Below are 19,731 nucleotides of genomic sequence, written 5' to 3'. Positions count from 1 at the left end.
GCTAAATTTGCAGGACTGATAAGTTCTTTCATTTTTCATCAACCGGAAGAGGTCCTTAATGAAAATTAAGGATAATAGGGAATCGTGTGTAAGTCACGAGCTGTCGCGCAACTGTAAACAGTATTGAAAGTTTTACCCCTGTATGTCCACTGTGGTGCCCCGGCGCCATGGGAAGGATGGTAAAAGCTGCTGTAAGCCAGGAGACCTGCCTTTTCTGTATGAAACAATGCTTTCGCGGTTTGAAGCAATGGTTTGCACGATGTCTTTATTCTTCTCCTTCACTATCCGGAAAGGCTTCCTCACATCCGGCCGGATCTCACACATCTGTCTGCCTTTTTATTTTTACCGCAGTAGCATTGCGAAACCTGCAAGGGCTTTTAGCTTATTCTTTCATTAAAAAAGTTAAAAGAAATGCAAACACACAATCTCGGCTACCCGCGCATTGGTAGCAACAGGGAGCTGAAGAAGGCCTGCGAACAGTACTGGGCCGGCAAAACAGCTGCAGCAGCACTGGAACAAACAGCCCGCAGCATCCGGAATCAAAACTGGCAGTTGCAAAAAAAGAGCGGTATTGACCTGATCCCCGTTAATGATTTTTCGTTTTACGACCAGGTCCTGGACACCTGCATCATGACGGGTGCCATACCGGAACGTTTTCATCCGCTTGTTGAAAAAGCGCAATTGTCCGCGCTGGACCTGCTTTTTTCGATGGCCCGGGGATACCAGAAAAACGGGTACGACCTTACTGCGATGGAAATGACCAAATGGTTTGATACCAATTATCATTATATCGTTCCGGAATTTAAAAGGGACCAGCAGTTCTCCTTCTTTAACGATACGGTGCTCCACCAGTTCCTTGAAGCCAAAAAGGAAGGCTACCTATGTAAGCCTGTGCTGATCGGCCCGGTAAGCTTTTTGCTGCTGGGCAAGGAAAAGGAACCCGGGTTTCACCGGATCGATCTTTTGAAAAACCTGTTGCCGGTTTATTTTGAGATACTGGCCAGGCTGGATCAGCATGGCGCCTATTATATACAGATGGACGAGCCCTGCCTGGCGCTGGACCTCACGGAAAAGGAGCGGCAGGCCCTCAGAACAACTTATACGGCCATCCGGCAGCGGTTTCCCAACCTCAGGATCATCCTGGCAAATTATTTCGAATGCCCGGGCGCAAATCTGAAAACAGCCCTGGAGCTTCCGGTGCACATATTGCACCTGGACCTGGTCCGCTGTCCCTCACAGCTGGATGATATACTGGCCGTTCCAGAATTTGTAAATGGAAGGACCGGGCTGTCCTTAGGCGTTGTAGACGGAAGGAATATCTGGAAAAATGATTTTCAAAGATCGCTGCCCCTGATCCAAAAAGCCATACAAAAAACCGGGCCGGAGCGCATCTGGATCGCCCCCTCCTGTTCGCTGCTGCACGTGCCCTGCGACCTGGAGCTGGAAGCCGGTGAAAAAAGCTTCCTCCCCGAAATAAAACAGTGGATGGCCTTTGCCCGCCAGAAGCTGGCGGAGGTTGCCGCGCTGAAACAGATCGCCGGCGATCCCGGAGATGCTCTATCAAAAGCACTCCTGGAAGAGAATGCAAAAGCCATCCGGGCCCGGGATACTTCCCTGCTGATCCATCAGCCGCAGGTGAAAGCGCGGGCTGCAGTCATAGCCGCAGCAGACGCAAAAAGAACCAGTCCGTTTTCCGTAAGAAAGGAAAAACAACAGCATACACTCCGGCTTCCCCTTTTCCCAACCACAACCATCGGCTCTTTTCCGCAAACAAAAGAAGTACGTGCCTGGCGGGCTCAATGGAAAAAGCAGCTGCTTTCTGATGAAGCATACGAGCTTCTCATCAGGGAAGAAACCTCCCGGGCGGTGCAATGGCAGGAAGCAATAGGGTTGGATGTGCTGGTGCACGGCGAATTTGAGCGCAACGATATGGTGGAGTATTTTGGCGAACGGCTGAATGGGTTCGCCTTTACCCAAAACGGATGGGTGCAGAGCTATGGCAGCCGCTGTGTGAAGCCGCCGGTGATCTACGGCGATGTATTCCGTACAGAACCGATGACCGTAGCCTGGACTACCTATGCCCAATCGTTAACCACCAGGCATGTAAAAGGAATGCTTACGGGCCCTGTAACCATTTTGCAATGGAGCTTTGTGCGGAATGATCAGCCGCGCAGCACTACCTGCAACCAGATAGCGCTCGCGATCCGGGATGAAGTAACGGATCTGGAAAAAGCGGGTATAAAGATCATACAGATCGACGAGCCGGCCATCCGGGAAGGATTACCTTTAAGAAAGGAAGCCCAGCCGCAGTACCTCGACTGGGCGGTAAATGCTTTTCGCATTGCAGCCAGCGGTGTCCGGGACGAAACACAGATCCACACGCATATGTGCTATTCGGAATTCAATGATATCATTCCTTCCATTGCCGCCATGGATGCAGATGTGATTACGATAGAAACCTCCCGCTCTCAAATGGAGCTGCTGGATGCCTTTACTTCGTTTGCATACCCGAACGATATCGGGCCGGGTGTGTACGACATTCATTCGCCCCGCGTTCCTTCAAAAGAAGAGATGGTGGCGCTGATGGAAAAAGCACTGGACCATATCCCGGCGGAGCGGCTTTGGGTGAACCCCGACTGCGGCTTAAAGACCCGTAACTGGGAGGAAACCACCGAGGCGCTGAGCGCAATGATCCAGGCGGCAAAAAAATTACGCAAAAAAGTAAATGCTCCGGTGCCGGAATAGATATGTGCAAACATGAAGATAAATACTGTCCACGCTGTAAACAGCCCTTTGAATGCAAAGTGGGCAGTATTCTTCTTTGCCAATGCAGTACCGTAATCCTGAATGATGCAGAACGGGATTTTGTCAGTAAACAATATGAAGATTGTCTTTGTGCTACCTGTTTAAAGGAGCTGAAGGCCCAATATCATCAACAAAAATTCCAGGGCAAGCTCAAAGGGATTCTGGGGGTGCTCTATAAACCCCCTCCCGGCTCCTGAGACCTGTTAGATTTTAGAACCCTAGCAGGTCTCTCTTTCGGTTTACTGAATATTTCTGCGTATGGTGTCCATAAGATCATTCAGCCCCTTCCAGGCGCCATCAAAAATGTTCCCGCTTTGGAGCGCAGGCAAAAAGTCATTGCTGATGATCTGATCGGCTTCCGCACGGGATAGTAACTTACCTACAAACGGGCCATAATCGATCGCTACCTTATTCAACCCCTTACTGATGGAGATAACCATAGCCTTATCGGTATTGCCGTGCACACCTGCCCACTCTTTCAGGAGATTTTTATTATTGTTTTCAAACGAGCCGGCCGTAACCTTATCTGCCGGAAGTGTTATTACTTTAACAGCGATGAGGTTGCTTTTTTCAAACACCCGTACCAGGCTGTCGATCTGTTTGTTTTGCGCAGCAGTAAACAGCTGTTCAAAATCATAGGACATATTGATATTCTGTGGCGTTACAGTTTGCTGCTGCGGATATTTGATGTTCGTCTCCCTTCCGTCTGCATCCCTTTTATGTACCTGTGTATTCAGGTTCCTGCCGGAATTGCAGGCAAACAGCAATACCGTTGTTAAAAGCAACATACCCGGGAACATTCTTTGTAGCATAGGATCTTTTTAATTTACAGTAGTACTGCAAAATTAGCGCCGTTTTTATTTATTGAGCAACAACCCGATATAAAACGAAGGCTTTGTTAGTTTTTTCCGCAGGTCCACTTCATAAAACATGCAGGATAAGAGCTCCTGTACTTTTTTATTCCGTGCGCTGATATTGATCAGCAGGTTAAACAGGCGGGGATACCGGACCAGTTTCTGAAGCCGGGTGCTCAGCCGCAACTCTGCTCCAAAGACCCGCTCAATCTCCGCATCATATAAAGCCAGTCCTGCTGCCGAATAATCGTTGGCGGCAATGGCCCGGGCTGCCTGTTGAGCGGCCAGTCTGCCGGAGTTCATGGCATTCCCGATCCCCTCACCGGTAAACGGGTCTATGAGAAAAGCGGCATCCCCGGTAAGCAGGTAACGCTCTCCGCTCAATTTTCTTTTTTTACTTCCCAATGGCAGCCCGTATCCTTCAATGGGGCCCTCCAGGCGGGCATTTTTAAACCGCTCTTTAAACACAGGATCATGGGTTACTATATGGAGCAGCTCCTTTTTCAGGTTCACCTTTTTCCGGTGCACCGCCTCACTGAGCATACCCACTCCTACATTTGCCTCGCCGTTGGGCAAGGGAAAGATCCAGAAATAGCCGGGCAGCAGGTCTTTTAAAAAATGCAGCTCAATAAAGTTTTGGGCATGTGTTCCCTCCACATTTTTATAATACGCACGCAATCCGGCAATATAGTGCCGGGGTTCCATATGAATACCCGCCACTTTTTTTGTGAAGGCGGAATGCGCGCCGTTGGCTATAATGAGCACTGCTGCCCTTACGGTAAAATCCTTCCCATCGCTGACCCGGTACCCGTCATCTTCCAATATATATTGATCGATCGCCAAGCCCTCATACACCTGTACGTGGGGGCACTGCTTTACTTCCTCAACCAGGAAATGGTCAAAATCCAGGCGCTTGCATACATACCCGATCGGTACTTCTTTGTGCCGCTCATCTTGCGCGTTAAAATCAGGACGGTAGCCCACCTCCAGTTCCCTGCGGTTGGGCGCAATAAAACTGACCCCCCAGCTGTTCAGTTTAAACCCCGCCTGCTTCAGGCGTCCGGCCACAGCAGGATCGATTTTTTTCAGGCAGGTCAGCACTTTTCCGCTCAGGCCGTCGCCACATACTTTGTCCCTCGGAAAAACGGCCTTATCCACCAGCACGCAGTCGATCCCTTCCTTATTCAATTGTAAGGCCGCGGTAGTCCCGGCAGGTCCGGCGCCGATGATACAAACTTGGGTAGTAATCATTATAGAAGGCTCTAATAAAGTAAGCCTGACCACTCCCGCCGCCGGCAAAAATTAGTCAGGCTCAACCGCCCAAAGGCAGATTTAAAAAATATCATGTTTCCTTATTGGTTCAGCATCAGCGGCATTACCAGCATCAGCTGCTCTTCGTTCTCTTCCTGGTCCACCGGCTTGATCAACCCCGCTTTTGTGGGGGTGCTCAGCTCCATATATACTTCATCACTATCCGTAGCATTCAGCATTTCAATCAGGAATTTGGCATTAAAGGCAATCACGAGGTCCTCGCCATTGTACTGGCATTTCATGCGCTCATTTCCTTCAAAGCTAAAGTCCACATCCTGTGCTGCCAGCTGCAGCTCGCTGCCGCTGATGTTCAGCGCTACCTGATAGGTACTTTTATTACTGAATACGCTTACCCGGCGCAATGCCCCCAGGAATTCGGTACGGTTAACCGTCAGCCTGTAGGGGTTTTCCGAGGGGATCACCACTTTATAATCCGGGAAACGGGCATCGATCAGCCGGCAGCTCATCTGCGTGGTTCCATGTATTACAAAAAAATGGTTGGTATTGTAGTTGATGGTGATTTCATCCTCATTGTCCGGCAGGGCAGACTTTAACAGGTTGAGCGGTTTGCGCGGAACAATAAATGTATCCGTATTGGGCGAGCTCACATCGGTTCTTTTATACCGCACCAGCCGGTGTGCATCTGTAGCCACAAACTGGATCCCCTTTTTATCCAGTTCAAAGTAAACACCGGTCATTGCCGGACGCAGGTCATCGGTACTGGTGGCAAAAAGGGTCTTATTAATAGCCGTTACCAGGGCGGAAGAGGTCATCGTAAAACCGGAGGCATCATCAGCCGTGGGGTCCTTGGGAAAATTGTCCGGGTTTTCGCCCATTACCTTATACTTCCCATTATCGCTGGTAATTTCAACGCTGTAATTTTTATCAATATTAAACGTGAGGGGTTGCTCGGGAATGTTCTTTAAGGAATCGATCAGGATCTTTGCGGGAATACAAACGCGGCCGTTGTCCTTTGCTTCTACCTGCATCTCTGTTTTCATAACGGTTTCCAGGTCGGTAGCCACGATGGTCAGACGATTTTTATCAATGTCAAACAAGAAATCCTCTAAAATGGGCAATACATTATTCGCATTAATGACTCCTGAAATATTTTGAAGCTGTTTCAGCAAAGCCGATGACGATGCAATAAATTTCATCTGTTATATATTAATTTTTACGTTTCTGTTCCCTGTTAAGCAAAATGATGGTAGCGAAACTACTATTTTATTGGATAATGTTTCGAAAAATCTATGCCCATTTTCGGTAAATATAGGGGGAAAAGCGATGATTTACCCCGAAGCAAATTTTTTTAGGTAGTTTGATAAGGTTTAGTAACTTCCCCGACTTAAAAAAAGGCCTATGTTGAATAAATTTTTAAATTGGGTCAGAGGTAAAGAAGAGCCTGCCGCCCGGGGGAACCCGTCCCTGGAATTTGGCCGGTATTCCGATAACAACAAAGTTCCCGGAAAGGTTCGCCGTTGGAAAGAAGCCGATAACCTGTTTAAAGAAAAGAATTACGTTGCATCCGTAGATGCCTTTTTTGACTACCTCCGGGACGATGCCATACAGAATGTGCGTTACAGCCGGGATGGAGATACTGCTACCTTCGAGCTGTACCAGGGCTCCAAGATCATCCGGGGTGAGATCCGGGAGAACCGGCTCTCTGCAGACGTAAAGCTGGCGCTGATGCCCGAGCCCTCCATACCGGTCATGCGCCGTTTGCTGGAAATGAACTTTGGCCTTTATTACAGCCGTTTTGCGCTGAACAACAATGAGCTCTGTATGCGGTTTGATACAGACCTGAATACGGCCAACCCCAATAAGCTGTACTATGGCCTGAAGGAACTGGCCACAAAGTCCGATAAGCAGGACGATCTTTTAATTGAGGACTTCACCCATCTGGAAGCCGTGGACCAGGAGCATGTTACCCCGCTTTCCGACGCGGAAAAAAATGTAAAATATGAGTTCCTGCAAAGCTGGCTTACAGATACCCTCGGAAAAATAGCGGAGGTGGATGCAGACAAATTCTCTGGCGGCATTTCATACCTGCTGCTGAACCTTGTGTATCGCATTGATTTCCTGGTCACCCCTGAAGGGCTGCTGCTGAACCAGCTGGAGAAGATCGGGGCCATCTATTTTAAAAAGGACGAACGCTCCATTGTAGATAAGAACCGGGAAATGATCGAAGCATTACGCGAACTGCAGGCCAGGCCAAAGGAAGAGGTCGTTAAAAACCTGTTCCGGTCCAAATACACTTTTTCTATTGTTACACCACAGGTGCATAAAGTAACCGCAGACGCTATCCATGAGGCCAACGAGAACATGCTCTGGTACCGGGATAACGGGCACGAGTACTTTGCCAATAAGCTGATGGAATACGGTTTATCCTACTGCCAGTATTCTTACAGCCTTCCCAAACCCATTACCCTGCTGGTGCGGCTGTTCATGCAGGTCAACTACCCGGCGTTCTTCAGGGCGCTTGGATACCAGGATGACTATTATGATCCGGCCTCAGGACGCTTCAGGGAAGAAGCGATCATAAAGTACATCCGTATGGTGGAAGGGCAGTGGAAGGAACGTTACCCGTATATGAGCTTCAGGACGGAAGGGCTGAACTTTTCCGGTCTGCTGGCTTTTAATTACAGTTTTACCACACAAATAGAAAAACTGAATATGGACATACCCGCATAGGGCCCACAGATTAACGGAACATTTATGAACACGCAGGAAATCATCAATAAATACCAGCAGGCCATTATCCAGATCGCCACACAAACCGGTACGGGCACCGGGTTTTACCTGAAAGCATACGACCTGATCGTGACCAACAACCACGTGGTCAACAATACTCCCGAGGTGACCATACAGGGTAAACTGTTCGAAAAACAGCTTTCGAGGGTCTTCTATACCGATACCAAACACGACCTGGCATTTTTGCAGCCCCCTTCGGGTGTTGATCTGCCTGAGGTGAACATCGGTCATTACGATGCCATGAAGGACGGGGACAATGTCATTGCCATCGGCCACCCGTATAACCTGAGCTACTCCGCCACCCAGGGTGTTATTTCCAAGGTAGATCGCATCCGCGAAGGGTTGAAATATATCCAGGTGGATGCCGCCATCAATCCCGGAAACAGCGGCGGACCGCTGGTAGACTATGTTGGCGATGTCATTGGCGTAAACTCCTTTATTATTAAAGGGGGCGACAATCTCGGATTTGCGCTCCCGGCCAGCTACCTGCAGGAGGCCATCGACCTGTACCTGCCGCATAAAGGGCAGGAAGCCACCCGGTGCCCCAGCTGCGATTCACTGGTAACGGCTGCCAACATCGACAATAACAAATACTGCCCCAATTGCGGATCGGAGGTAACACTGCTGCTGATCCCCAAAAAAGAGGCAGAGCTTATGGGGGTTGCCAAGCTCATTGAGGATATCCTGAAGGATCTGGGTAAAGATGTGCGGCTGGCCCGCGACGGCGCCAATCAATGGAGCGTAAAGCAGGGATCAGCAAAGATCAATATCAGCTATAATTCCGATAACTTTTTCATAGCCGGTGATGCCTACCTCTGCCAGATGCCCCTGGAGGCCACCCGGATAAAACCCCTGTACCAGTACCTGCTGCAGGAGAATAACAAATCAACCGGACTGGTGCTTAGCTGCAATAAAAACAATATCGTATTGAGCCGCCTGCTGTACGACCTGGATATGACCCGGGAATCGGGCGTTGAAGAGTTTAAGAGTCTCTTTGAACGGGCCGACCATTATGACGACTACCTGAAAAACGAGTTTGGCTGTACGGCAAGGCTGGAAGAATAGCCATGAAACAGGAAACGTCAAACATCCGGCTTTCGCCGGAACAGGCTCTCAAAAAATTGCAGCATTACTGCGCTTACAGTGAACGCTGCCACAGTGATGTGGTCAATAAATTGTTTGAGCTGGGGGTGTGGAAGAAAGAGCACGCTGCCATAATCGCTGCCCTGATCGAAGAAAACTATTTAAACGAGGAGCGCTTTGCAAAAGCCTTTGCCGGCGGCCATTTCCGCCAGAAAAAGTGGGGCCGCAATAAAATAAAAATGGTATTGCAGCAAAAGCAGGTCAGCCCCTATTGCATCAAAGCAGGGATGAAAGAGATCGATGAAGAAGCATACGAACAAACCCTGACCGGACTGCTGCAGCAAAAATGGCAAAGCCTGAAGGGAACGGGCAACCGGTTTGTAAAAATGAAAAAAACGGCCGCCTTCCTCATCCAGAGAGGCTACGAGCCGGACCTGTTCCAGCCCCTGCTTCAGGCCATCAAATAACACGATCATGCACCGCTACGGATACGAGGAGCAAATACTGCTGCTGTTTTCCACTCCGTTTTACATGATAGTAATCGGGCTGGAGGTACTGCTGTCTAACCTTCATTTTCACAAAAAAGCCTATTCGGTTCGGGACACCCTTACCAATATTTACCTGACACTGGCAACCGGGCTTATTGATATGGCATTTAAGTGGTCCTATCTGTGGGGCTTTCGTGGAAACAACGGCGGGGTTACCTTTTTGGTCCTCCGGGCTATAGCCACAATGGCAGCCGCAAAACCAGCAGGCAGCTGGAAAAAGACGAAGCGGAAATGCTTCTTTCTTCAAAATAACCGACCTTTAGGTTTTTTGTATGTCTCTGATCATTACCCTGGTACAAACCCGGCTGCACTGGGAAGACAAAGCAGCCAACCGGTCCATGCTGCAGCAAAAGATCCAAAGCATTTCCGGAAAAACGCATGTTGTCGTGGTTCCTGAAATGTTCTCCACCGGGTTCTCCATGCAGCCGGAACCCCTGGCAGAAACCATGGAGGGGCCAACGGTGCAGTGGATGAAGGATATGGCCGCCCGGCACAAGATCATCCTGACCGGCAGCCTGATCATTCAGGAAGACGGTCATTTTTTTAACCGGCTTGTCTGGATGTTGCCCAACGGGCAATATGGCGTGTACGACAAGCGGCACCGGTTTGCCTTTGCTGGAGAGGACCAGCATTATGCCGCGGGCAGCAAACGGCTGATCGCATCTGTAAATGGCTGGAAGGTGAACCTGCAGGTTTGCTACGATCTCCGCTTTCCGGTTTGGGCCCGGCAAAACCCCGGCGCCGTACCGGAAACGCCCCCCGAATATGACCTGCTCATCAATGTGGCCAACTGGCCACAGCGGCGCAGCCTGGCCTGGAAGACGCTGTTGCAGGCGCGGGCCATTGAAAATCAATGCTACGTGGTAGGTGTTAACCGGGTAGGTGATGACGGCAATGGCATTTATCATGGCGGAGACAGCATGGTTATTGATCCGTTGGGCGAAATACTTTATCATAAAGCAGACGAGGAAGATGTTTGCACGATCACCCTGCATAAAGCAAAACTAGAGGAGGTCCGCACAAAATTCCCCTTCTGGAGGGATGCGGATGGGTTTACGATCCATCAGCATTACTAAAAAAATATACCTAAATTACTTATGTATTGATTTCTTATGTATCTTTATACAAGAAAAAGATCGCTGTGAATAAATCCAATTTATACAAAGGTTGCCTGGAGCCCATCCTGCTGAAGCTGTTGAGAGAAAACGGCCGTATGTATGGATACGAGATCACGCAGAAGGTAAAGGAACTGACTGCCGGGGAACTAAAGATCACCGAAGGGGCATTATATCCCTTGCTGCACCGGCTGGAAGCTGAAGGCATACTGGAAGTGGAGATGGAAAATATGGGCAACCGGGTACGCAAATATTATACACTCACCACATCAGGGAAAAAAGAACAGGCGAGATCGATGATAGAGCTGGAGGCCTTTAAAAATACCCTGCAACTGATCTTTAACCCAAAGCTGGCATAAGATGTTGACAGAAGAACAGATACAGGCACTTGATCAGTTCTGTGAACAGAACGGGGTTCGCTATTACGATCTGCGCCTGGAGATCGTAGACCATTTGGCCGCGGGCATTGAAGAAAAAATGGCCGCAAAGCCGGACCTGCCTTTCAATGAAGCATTAAAAGCCGTATATAAAGACTTTGGCATGCCCGGTTTCTCAAAAATTATAGCCGAGCGGCGGGAGGTCATTACCCGTAATCATAAAAAAGCATACTGGGAACTGGTTCGCAGCTATATGCAGCTGCCCAATATGCTACTGAGCGCATGCATAATGATCATCGTAGCCACACCGGCATTGATGATACAGGAAACCGACAGGGTTACTTATACCTTATGCATTATGCTGTTTTCCGTCCTCGTTCACTTTGCACAGCGGCGGTATCTGCGCCACCGGTTTAAACCCGGCAGGCCCCTGATCTTCCTGTACGGACTGAACTGGGAACCTTATTTTACCCTGTTTTTTCTATTCAACGCATACCGGATCATCCTTTTTGTTTTGAATAAAAAAATAGAAGCGGTGGCTTTAACAGCGCCGCTCTTCTTAACGATCGGTGGTGTTTACCTGGTCTTTGAGCTATGCGATTTCAGTGTAAACAAAAAATTATATCAAACAGCAGCAAAAAATTATCCTTTGGCTTTTAAAAAATAAACGATGCTGGACCAGCACCAAATACAGGTATTAGATCAGTTCTGCCAAAAGAAAGGGATCCGCTATTACGACCTGCGCCAGGAGATCGTAGACCATCTGGCCGCGGGCATTGAAGAAAAAATGGCTGCCGACCCCGGCATGGATTTTCATACAGCGCACCGGCAAACCTACACTGCTTTCGGGATCTCCGGTTTTTCAAAGATCGTGCAGCAACGCGAAGAAGCAGCCCGGCGCAGTTCCAGGAAAAAAGAATTTCAGTATTTCAAAGCGTATTTTACCTTTCCAAAAGTTGCGCTGTCCCTGCTGCTCTTCCTGCTGCTGAGCGCCCCTGTTCCGATCTTCAACATACAGGATGCATCGGCCGTTTATAAAACCTATTGCATCTTTTTATTCATCTTCAGCATTCTCGCCATCCTTTTTGTGAGCATCCGGTTTAAACGTCCGGCCCAAAAACTGCTGTCTTTAAAACACACCGGCAGCTTTACCGTTTTTGCAGGCCTCTTCCAGGTGCCCAATCTCTATTTTAACCTGGCAGTCAACGGTTTTGAGGTCGACATCAATCATGCTCCCTGGTTCAACCAGGTCATGGCAGCGTTTTGTACCCTGGCGATCCTGTTTACGCTGGCCCGGTTCCATGCTTACAGAGCCATTTATACAGATGCCCGTGAGCAATACCCCCTGGCATTCTAGCATATTTGTTCCAGGTTTAAGGTTCATAGCTCCAGACCGGATCCGGTCTGATGCCGACATGCCTTTTACCGTTCCACGTTTAAGGTTCAACATTTAGTGCTGGATACCGTTGCAAACGCTCGAAAGACCATTGTCCATTAACTATTGACATTCCCTTTTTACAAAATAGAAAAGGACCCGGCCGGAGCGAAAAATACCGAACTGTAACGGATTTCCCTTTTCAAATTTCCACATCTCCACATTTTCAAATTCTCACAGAGGTTTCCTAACTTGCCTTTATGAAAAGAACGACGGTCCTGTCCAGACTATTCTTGCTTCCGGCAATGCTGATGGTCCTTACAGTTAGCAGCCAGCAATACCAGCCCACCTGGGAATCGCTGGAATCGAGACCTATCCCCCAATGGTACCCCAATGCCAAGTTCGGGATCTTCATCCACTGGGGGCTGTACAGCGTTCCCGCCTGGGCCACCAACTCCAATGCCGACGGCTTTGGCAGCAATTACGCCGAGTGGTACTGGCAGCGGCTGATCAACGACAAGCTGAAGATCCATAAAGAGTTTGTCGACTTCCAGAACCGGGTTTACGGTCCCAATTTTAAATACCCCGACTTTGCGCCGATGTTTAAGGCCGAACTGTTCGATCCTTCAAAATGGGCGCAGATCTTTAAAGATGCCGGGGCAAAATATGTAGTGCTTACCAGCAAGCATCATGATGGCTTTGCCCTTTGGCCCAGCCGGGAATCCTGGAACTGGAATGCGATGGATGCAGGCCCGCACCGCGACCTTGCCGGCGACCTTTCGAAAGCAGTGAAAGCCGCCGGTTTGCACATGGGCTTCTATTATTCGCTGTATGAGTGGTACAACCCGCTGTACAAAACAGACGTAAAAAAATATGTAGCCCAGCACATGCTGCCGCAGCTAAAGGACCTGGTAACCCGCTACCAGCCGGATATTGTATGGCCCGATGGAGAATGGGACCACTCAGACACTATCTGGCGGAGCCGGGAGTTCATTGCCTGGCTGTATAACGACTCCCCGGTAAAAAATACGGTGGTGGTGAATGACCGCTGGGGAAGCGGCGGAAGAAAATACGGCAGCTTCAACACCACAGAATATGGTCATGGAACCGCAAGCCTGGAAAAGCCCTGGGAAGAGTGCCGCGGTATCGGGGAATCCTTTGGTTATAACCGCAACGAAAACCTGGAACAATACCAATCCAGCAAAAGCCTGGTACATATGCTTATTGACATCGTTTCCCGCGGAGGCAACCTGCTGCTGAACATTGGACCAGCAGCAGACGGCACCATTCCCGTGATCATGCAGCAGCGGTTAAAGGATATGGGCGACTGGCAGAAGGTGAACGGGGATGCTATTTATGGTACTACGGCCTGGAGGGAGGCTCCGAAGCAACCCGATTCCACCATCCGTTTTACAAAGAAAGGTGCTACCCTTTATGCCATCGCCACTCAATGGCGGGAAGTGCTGACCATTAAGGGCATCCGGCAACCGGCAAAGGTGCAACTGCTGGGCGTGCCGGACAGGATCAGCTACCAGTCAACCAAAGGCGGCATCCGGATCCGGGCACCGCATATTACCCCGGCCAATAATCCCAGCCCTTATGCCTGGGTCTATAAAATTGAAGGGGCTTTTTAAATGTTTGTTAAACCAGGCCGGGGGCATAAGCATCGTTTAACGGACCGCATTATTTTTAGGAAATGAGAATTTGCTGCTTTTTCCTTTTATTGCTCCTGCTTGTATGCGCTGAAAATGCCGTTGCACAAAACCGCTCAAAGAACGGAGTTGCTGTTCTAAAAACAATGCTGTCAAAATTTGCAACCGCAAAAAACCTGCAATTCGAAGAAACAAAAGAAGCAAAAAGCCTGTTCAATACGGATACCACATCGCTTTATGGCCGGTACACTTTTTTCTTTAATGAACAAGGGACCATAAAAAATGCAGATGTAACCACCCGTACCGCTCTTTATAAAAACAGGATAGTCGTAACGGATTCCGCCATGTACTTTTATGATCTTGAAGACCGTACCTATACCCGCAAGCCCGGATCCGGCGGATATTCGGGAACCATTTCCGGTATCAGCGCCTTGCTGTCAACCGCAAAAAGGCTCCTTGCAGATAAACCCGGTTGTATATCGCTACGAAAAGATACCGTCATTCGTCAAAAGGCGTACTATGTGGTTCTTGTGAACAGCTTCGACTCGGTCATTGACGGCCGGCGAAACTTCACCGATCAAACCCTCATCATTGATAAAAAAACGTATTTACCCCTGATGCAGCTGTATGTGGCCAGCGGCTGGGGGCAAAAGCCGGGTATTACAGAACCCACATTTATCGACGTTTATGAGAAAGCCGTCTATACCAATATCCGGATCAATAAACTTTCCACCAATCATCTTTCGGGGCTCGCCGTGCTGAAGGGATTTAAACCCTATGTATCGAAAGCGCTTTTAAGTGAGCATACACCGGCGCCCGCCTGGAGCGGAATAACGGTGGAAGGAGCTTCCGTTTCATCAGAAAGCAGTTTGGGCAAAATAGTATTACTGTATTTATCCGGCATCGGCTGTCCGGCAGCACAAGCCTCTATCCGGACGGTGAACAATATTACCGGGAAATACAAAACCCGGCCTTTTACTGTTTTTGGCATTTACGCCGACGGCAGAAAGAGCCTGGAAACATATATTCAACGGAATGCAATCAGCTACCCTGTAATTTTTGATGGCCAGGAGATCAAAAAGAAATTTCATGCACCGGGCACACCCTATTTTTACATCCTGGATAAAGCAGGCAAAGTAGCCTATGCGCAAACCGGCTGGAACCCGGAAACAGAAAAAACATTGACGGAGAAGATCCGCGGCCTGCTCAATACTCCGTAATGCCCCCATCCCGGGCTTTTATCAGTTCCTTTGCCTTTTCCATTTTATAGTCCCGCCCCCGGCGGATATCTTCAACCGTGGGTTGCACAGGAACCTCGGGCTGTACGCCCTGTCCGTCTTTAGGAATATCCTTATCCGTTACCAGCCGGAACAAGGGAAGCCGGAACCGTATTTTTGTAGCCGGCAGCGTTACGTCCGGGATCAATAAGGCACTGTTCCCATAAGCACCGCCACCCGTAGGCTCTCCCAGTATAACAATATTTTCCCGGGCCTTCAGTCCCCCGATCACCAGTGACGTGGCCGAAAAGGAATTGCCGCCGCTCAGCAGGTAAGTCCTGCCCTGATAATGATCTCTTTTCTTTGGCTGGAAATAATGCTTTTCATACCAGGTAAAATGAAACCGGCCGTCCGCCTTTTTATGCGTTACAAAACGCATAAACCATTTCTGTACCCAGTCATCGCTGATATAGCGGCTGTATGCAGACCTGCGGGTAACAGCATACAGCGAGTCGGCCAGCTTAAATGGTTGTCCGCTCAGGTATTTCATAAAAAGATGCGCATTATTCACCCGCCCGCCCCCGTTGCTTCTCAGGTCCACGATCAGGTTCCGGATCTTTTGCCGGCGCAGTTTCCGGAAGGATCTCCTGAAAAACGAGCGTAACTTCAGATGCTCAGAAAAGCTGTTCAGTTCCATCGTGGCAAAAAGGCCGCTGCTGTCTATTTGCAGCGACCGCTCCTCCAGCAGCCGTTCGCGGCGCGGCACCCGTGGTTTCCTTTTTGAACGGGGACCTGCTTTCCGGGTGGTATCCACCGGTGGCCGGTAAGGCCGGATCACGCGCTTGTGCGCAATACCGGTACTGTCACGAAAATGAACGCTCAGGCTTTTCGGCCAGCCATAGATCCAGGTATATAAGACGCCCAGGTAGGTGCCGGTGCTCAGCCGCTGGTCCTGCGCAATGCGGTTTCCCCCGTCTGCCGGTATATAGCTGCGCAAGCTGTCCAGCACCTCTTTTACCGGCTTATTTCCGATGGAATCGATCTGTGCACCCCGTATCAGACTGCTGTCATTCTTAAAAATATTATAGGCCACTACCACCGTATCATTCCAGGTCTTTATATACACCGGGAACAGAGCCTTTGTCTTCAGCGTGTCCAGGTATTTTGTATATTTTTTTGATACGCGTACAGACGTATGGCCACACCGGATCTGTGCCGCCACTTTTGTCAATACCCTGCGGAACTCCTGCTCCGTAAGACTGTCGCCTAACTGCTTAAACCCTTCATCAAAAGCCTGGTCCATATGTGCTTTCGTATTGTACCAATACAGTCCCGGATGCCGTTCTTCGAGGATGTTCCGGAAAAGATGGTAATCGGAGCGCAGCTGTTGCGGACTGAACTTTTTATTGGGGTTAAAGGTCATCTTCCCTGTTTTACAGGAGTACAGAACAATGCCTATAAATAAACCGATCCACCATTTCATGCAGAAAGCCGCTTTTATGATAACCCATCAAATAATTGCAAACTACAATTTATACCTTATATATCATAAAGCTGTATCTCAAATGGAACGATGATCGCCGGAAGCTTCTTTAAAAAGCGCTGTTCGTCTTTATTGCGAATTACCCTGTGACTATTTTATCCCTTAGGTCTGTAGCCGGGCAGCCGGCGTGTGCAGCATTATTACTCACTGTAGGATCAAATGACGTAACCACACCCGCCGGGGATGCCTGCGTAAGAAAAGGCTAGGCATATTCCCCGATACAGTTACCCAGCTCTGCATTGTGCATCAGATCCGCAATTCCTGCAAATATGTGGTATGGAAAGACCAAAAACTCTTCCATGCCGATCTAAAGGACTGTAAAACTGTAGTAAATCCTTCTTTAAATATACGCTATACTATTTCATCAAAATGGGAGATAAGTGGTGATGTGCGGCACAATAATGATTTTGGCAGCCAAACCCAATTATATACCGGATATATTTTAACCGGGTATAACAACCTGGATCATTCTATAGCACGCCGTGTTTCAGAGGGCTATGCGCAATCCGCAAACCTTTATTTGAAATTTAAGAACCCTTTGAAATCAAGGTTTGCAAATATTTCTGGCTCCTATTCCCAAAGTCATAATAATTATTTATACCGAATTGGTTATGATTCCTTGGGTCTGGCGTATAGCGAAATGCTGGAACTTAATAATAGGAGAAGGTCTATGAACTTTAATGCGTCATTATCTCAATATTTCCGTACAATTAAAACTGTTCTAAAACTATCAGGATTTCTGGTTTCCGGCAAATCGGATCGTTTAATTAATGATGCGTTTGTGAAATTTTATTCTACACCCTATGGTGCATCCGGCGAAGTTATCAACTCATCTTCCAACTGGATTAGTGCTGAATACAGATATAATCTAAGTATTGCAGGATCGCATTACACTGGGAAACCGATCAACACCTCAACCATTCAGAACCATGCTTTGGACATAACTATTTTCCCGTTGCCTCGCCACACGTTATCAGTGTACACAAGATACTACATATCCAGGCTTTATACCCAAACTGATCAGTTGTTTATGAACCTGAAATACACTTTTACAATGCCGAAAACCAAGACTGATTTATCAGTAACCTGTAATAATATTTTCAATGCCCAACATTTTATTAGACAGTATAATTCCGCTTACATGCTTTCTTATAGCGAACTATACCTGCGGCCAAGACAACTGGTAGCCAGTGTGCGATTTAATTTTAAATAAATTCAATGCTTTTTATTTCAGCTCAACCAGGTACGCAATATTATTTGGCTACCGGATCGGGTTCCAGCCCTGGGCTGTGATCTCATGCCGGCTGCCGCCTTTGGTAATGATGTGCGCGCCCTCACCGGCATCGGCCATGTAGCCGATAATGCTGATAGCCGGGTTGCTATTGATCTTTTCATAATCCGACTGGGGCACGGTGAACAATAGTTCATAGTCTTCCCCTCCGCTTAAAGCACAGGCGGTCGGATCGATCTCAAATTTAAAAGCGGCATTGCGGGTTTCGTCTGCTACGGGGATCTTGTCCTCATACAATACACATCCCAGCTGGCTGTCTTTGCAAATATGAAGGATCTCGGAGCTCAGCCCGTCACTAATGTCCATCATGGCCGTTGGCATGACGGAGCTTTCTGCAAAAAATTCAATGATATCCTTCCGGGCCTCGGGTTTTAACAGCCGGCCGATCACGTAGGTCTCCCCTTCAAGATCGGGTTGAACCTTTGGGCTCTCCAGGAATATTTTTTTTTCCCTTTCTAAAAATAACAATCCTACATAAGCAGCGCCCAGATCGCCGCTCACACAAAGCAGGTCGCCTTTTTTTGCAGTGCTTCTCTTTACAAATTTATCGGGGGCCACCTCACCGATCGCAGTAATGGAGATCACCAATCCTTTTTGTGAGGTGGTGGTGTCGCCTCCAACCAGGTCGACCCCGTAATGACCACAGGCGGTATAGACCCCTTCATAAAATTCGTCGAGCGCTTCCAGGCTAAAACGGTTGCTGATGCCAATGCTCAGTGTGATCTGGGTGGGCGTGGCATTCATCGCATACACATCACTCAGGTTTACCACAACGGATTTGTAGCCGAGGTGTTTCAGGGGAGTGTACATCAGGTCAAAATGCACGCCCTCCAAAAGCAGGTCCGTTGTTATCACCGTCTGTTTACCAAAATGGTCGATCACGGCCGCATCATCTCCCACGCCCAGCAGGGAGGAAACATTCTGCAGTTCTATGTTCTTGGTCAAATGGTCAATCAGACCAAATTCACCCAGTTCAGATAATTCTGTACGTTCTGTACTCATATTTTAAGACGCGGCATCGGAGCCCTTTTGTTGTTATAAATATGCTTTCCTGATTTATCACCAGCGTTTCATTGTTTTTGTTAACGGCGTAAATATTCTTTTGCAGTAAGCAAAGGGATCGAGCTCCCTTTAAAATCCTTTTTACTCCGGGTTATTATGACATCCATGTGGTGTTCCAATGCTGTAAAATACTGAACAGCGTCTTCAAAACCTGTAAAATCCGAAGCAAGTGCCAGCTCAATTATTTTATCATCGACCGGCAAAACACTGACCAATACTTTAAATGTTGCAAGTACTTTTTTAGCTTCCCCTGGCTTATAATGCTTCAATAAAATATAGTGCGCATTTGCTATAGTTAAAGCCGAAAGATACAACCGGATACCCCCATTATCGCCGAGCGTAAATAATTCCTGTGCTTCCATATAAAAACCATCCCGTTTTTGAAGCAGGTCTATTACAATATTGGTATCTATAAATACCCTTTTCATTATGAATATTTCTTTGCTAAATATTCTTTTTTATGATCGGCGGTTACGGGCTCGTTCGGAATAATACCTGTTAAGCTTTCCACCAATGGGCTTACTTTGGCCTTCTTACTTTCCTTCTTTGTTAAGGACCCCAGGTAATTTTCAATGAGCTTTGAAAGGCTTGTATGATGATCTTTTGCATACCCCTTTGCATGATCGATAACCACTTTGCTCAAATTCAATGTCAGCTTCGCATTCATATCCCGCTCTTTATACGTGTAAAAATAATGTTTTTCCACGTATAAAGGCGGCTTACTGCTACTCATTATCAGAAAGCATC

General features: G+C 48.2%; 19 protein-coding genes and 1 riboswitch. Of the genes, 12 read left to right on the top strand and 7 right to left on the bottom strand.

Annotated elements, in window-relative coordinates; translation table 11 throughout:
* Positions 1-32: 32 nt before the first annotated feature.
* A riboswitch (cobalamin riboswitch) is annotated at positions 33-227 on the top strand.
* 184 nt (positions 228-411) lie between these two features.
* The gene (gene metE / locus B160_RS0105180; protein WP_018626819.1) at positions 412-2,745 is read left to right on the top strand and encodes a 5-methyltetrahydropteroyltriglutamate--homocysteine S-methyltransferase; all 2,334 of its coding nucleotides are present in this window, start codon (positions 412-414) and stop codon (positions 2,743-2,745) included.
* A gap of 2 nt (positions 2,746-2,747) precedes the next feature.
* Positions 2,748-3,002, top strand: a complete 255-nt coding sequence (locus B160_RS0105175) for a cysteine-rich CWC family protein (protein WP_018626818.1) — start codon at positions 2,748-2,750, stop codon at positions 3,000-3,002.
* Between the two features lie 42 nt (positions 3,003-3,044).
* Here the strand turns inward: B160_RS0105175 and B160_RS0105170 are convergent, their stop codons facing one another.
* The 3 genes from B160_RS0105170 to dnaN form a co-directional block, all read right to left on the bottom strand.
* The gene (locus B160_RS0105170) at positions 3,045-3,617 is read right to left on the bottom strand and encodes a TPM domain-containing protein (RefSeq protein WP_157557922.1); all 573 of its coding nucleotides are present in this window, start codon (positions 3,615-3,617) and stop codon (positions 3,045-3,047) included.
* 45 nt (positions 3,618-3,662) lie between these two features.
* Complete coding sequence (locus B160_RS0105165) at positions 3,663-4,910, bottom strand: NAD(P)/FAD-dependent oxidoreductase (RefSeq protein ID WP_026309536.1); 1,248 nt, start codon at positions 4,908-4,910, stop codon at positions 3,663-3,665.
* A 101-nt stretch (positions 4,911-5,011) separates the two neighbouring features.
* Positions 5,012-6,127, bottom strand: coding sequence for a DNA polymerase III subunit beta (gene dnaN / locus B160_RS0105160; RefSeq protein WP_018626815.1), 1,116 nt, complete (start codon positions 6,125-6,127; stop codon positions 5,012-5,014).
* A gap of 202 nt (positions 6,128-6,329) precedes the next feature.
* Here dnaN and B160_RS0105155 point away from each other — a divergent pair, with 202 nt between their 5' ends.
* From B160_RS0105155 to B160_RS0105100, 9 genes are all read left to right on the top strand, one after another.
* Positions 6,330-7,661, top strand: a complete 1,332-nt coding sequence (locus B160_RS0105155; RefSeq protein WP_018626814.1) for a type III secretion system chaperone family protein — start codon at positions 6,330-6,332, stop codon at positions 7,659-7,661.
* Positions 7,662-7,685: 24 nt separating this feature from the next.
* A complete protein-coding gene (locus B160_RS0105150) occupies positions 7,686-8,786 on the top strand; it encodes a trypsin-like peptidase domain-containing protein (protein WP_018626813.1) in 1,101 nt (366 codons plus the stop codon).
* Positions 8,787-8,788: 2 nt separating this feature from the next.
* The gene (locus tag B160_RS0105145) at positions 8,789-9,271 is read left to right on the top strand and encodes a regulatory protein RecX (RefSeq protein ID WP_018626812.1); all 483 of its coding nucleotides are present in this window, start codon (positions 8,789-8,791) and stop codon (positions 9,269-9,271) included.
* Positions 9,272-9,624: 353 nt separating this feature from the next.
* The gene (locus tag B160_RS0105135) at positions 9,625-10,428 is read left to right on the top strand and encodes an amidohydrolase (RefSeq protein WP_018626810.1); all 804 of its coding nucleotides are present in this window, start codon (positions 9,625-9,627) and stop codon (positions 10,426-10,428) included.
* A gap of 65 nt (positions 10,429-10,493) precedes the next feature.
* Positions 10,494-10,826 (top strand): PadR family transcriptional regulator, encoded by a 333-nt coding sequence (locus tag B160_RS0105130; RefSeq protein ID WP_040679548.1) that lies wholly within the window; start codon positions 10,494-10,496, stop codon positions 10,824-10,826.
* A 1-nt stretch (position 10,827) separates the two neighbouring features.
* The gene (locus B160_RS0105125; RefSeq protein ID WP_018626808.1) at positions 10,828-11,511 is read left to right on the top strand and encodes a hypothetical protein; all 684 of its coding nucleotides are present in this window, start codon (positions 10,828-10,830) and stop codon (positions 11,509-11,511) included.
* A gap of 3 nt (positions 11,512-11,514) precedes the next feature.
* Complete coding sequence (locus B160_RS30445) at positions 11,515-12,201, top strand: hypothetical protein (RefSeq protein WP_018626807.1); 687 nt, start codon at positions 11,515-11,517, stop codon at positions 12,199-12,201.
* Between the two features lie 278 nt (positions 12,202-12,479).
* Complete coding sequence (locus B160_RS0105110; RefSeq protein WP_040679518.1) at positions 12,480-13,853, top strand: alpha-L-fucosidase; 1,374 nt, start codon at positions 12,480-12,482, stop codon at positions 13,851-13,853.
* Positions 13,854-14,017: 164 nt separating this feature from the next.
* Positions 14,018-15,091: a peroxiredoxin family protein gene (locus B160_RS0105100; RefSeq protein WP_018626803.1), complete on the top strand. Its 1,074-nt coding sequence runs from the start codon at positions 14,018-14,020 to the stop codon at positions 15,089-15,091.
* Here the strand turns inward: B160_RS0105100 and B160_RS0105095 are convergent.
* Positions 15,078-16,571, bottom strand: coding sequence for a S41 family peptidase (locus B160_RS0105095; RefSeq protein WP_018626802.1), 1,494 nt, complete (start codon positions 16,569-16,571; stop codon positions 15,078-15,080). The two genes, B160_RS0105100 and B160_RS0105095, sit on opposite strands and share 14 nt — an antisense overlap.
* Before the next feature lie 331 nt (positions 16,572-16,902).
* On the opposite strand from B160_RS0105095, the gene B160_RS31305 reads away from it, so the two are divergent.
* A complete protein-coding gene (locus tag B160_RS31305) occupies positions 16,903-17,844 on the top strand; it encodes a hypothetical protein (RefSeq protein ID WP_157557921.1) in 942 nt (313 codons plus the stop codon).
* A 48-nt stretch (positions 17,845-17,892) separates the two neighbouring features.
* On the opposite strand, the gene thiL is transcribed toward B160_RS31305, so the two are convergent.
* The 3 genes from thiL to B160_RS28470 all read right to left on the bottom strand — a co-directional run bounded on the left by thiL (position 17,893) and on the right by B160_RS28470 (position 19,717).
* The gene (gene thiL, locus B160_RS0105085; RefSeq protein ID WP_018626801.1) at positions 17,893-18,924 is read right to left on the bottom strand and encodes a thiamine-phosphate kinase; all 1,032 of its coding nucleotides are present in this window, start codon (positions 18,922-18,924) and stop codon (positions 17,893-17,895) included.
* 80 nt (positions 18,925-19,004) lie between these two features.
* Entirely contained in the window at positions 19,005-19,412 is a 408-nt protein-coding gene (locus tag B160_RS0105080) for a type II toxin-antitoxin system VapC family toxin (RefSeq protein ID WP_018626800.1), read from the bottom strand.
* Positions 19,412-19,717, bottom strand: a complete 306-nt coding sequence (locus B160_RS28470) for a DUF6364 family protein (RefSeq protein ID WP_018626799.1) — start codon at positions 19,715-19,717, stop codon at positions 19,412-19,414. Before B160_RS28470 ends, B160_RS0105080 begins: the two co-directional genes overlap by 1 nt.
* Positions 19,718-19,731 lie beyond the last annotated feature (14 nt).

Origin of the sequence: Niabella aurantiaca DSM 17617, assembly GCF_000374125.1 — a bacterium.
GTDB classification, from domain to species: Bacteria; Bacteroidota; Bacteroidia; order Chitinophagales; family Chitinophagaceae; genus Niabella; species Niabella aurantiaca.
The sequence above is the reverse complement of the archived record's forward strand: the minus strand, read 5'-3'. Positions and strand labels throughout refer to the sequence as shown.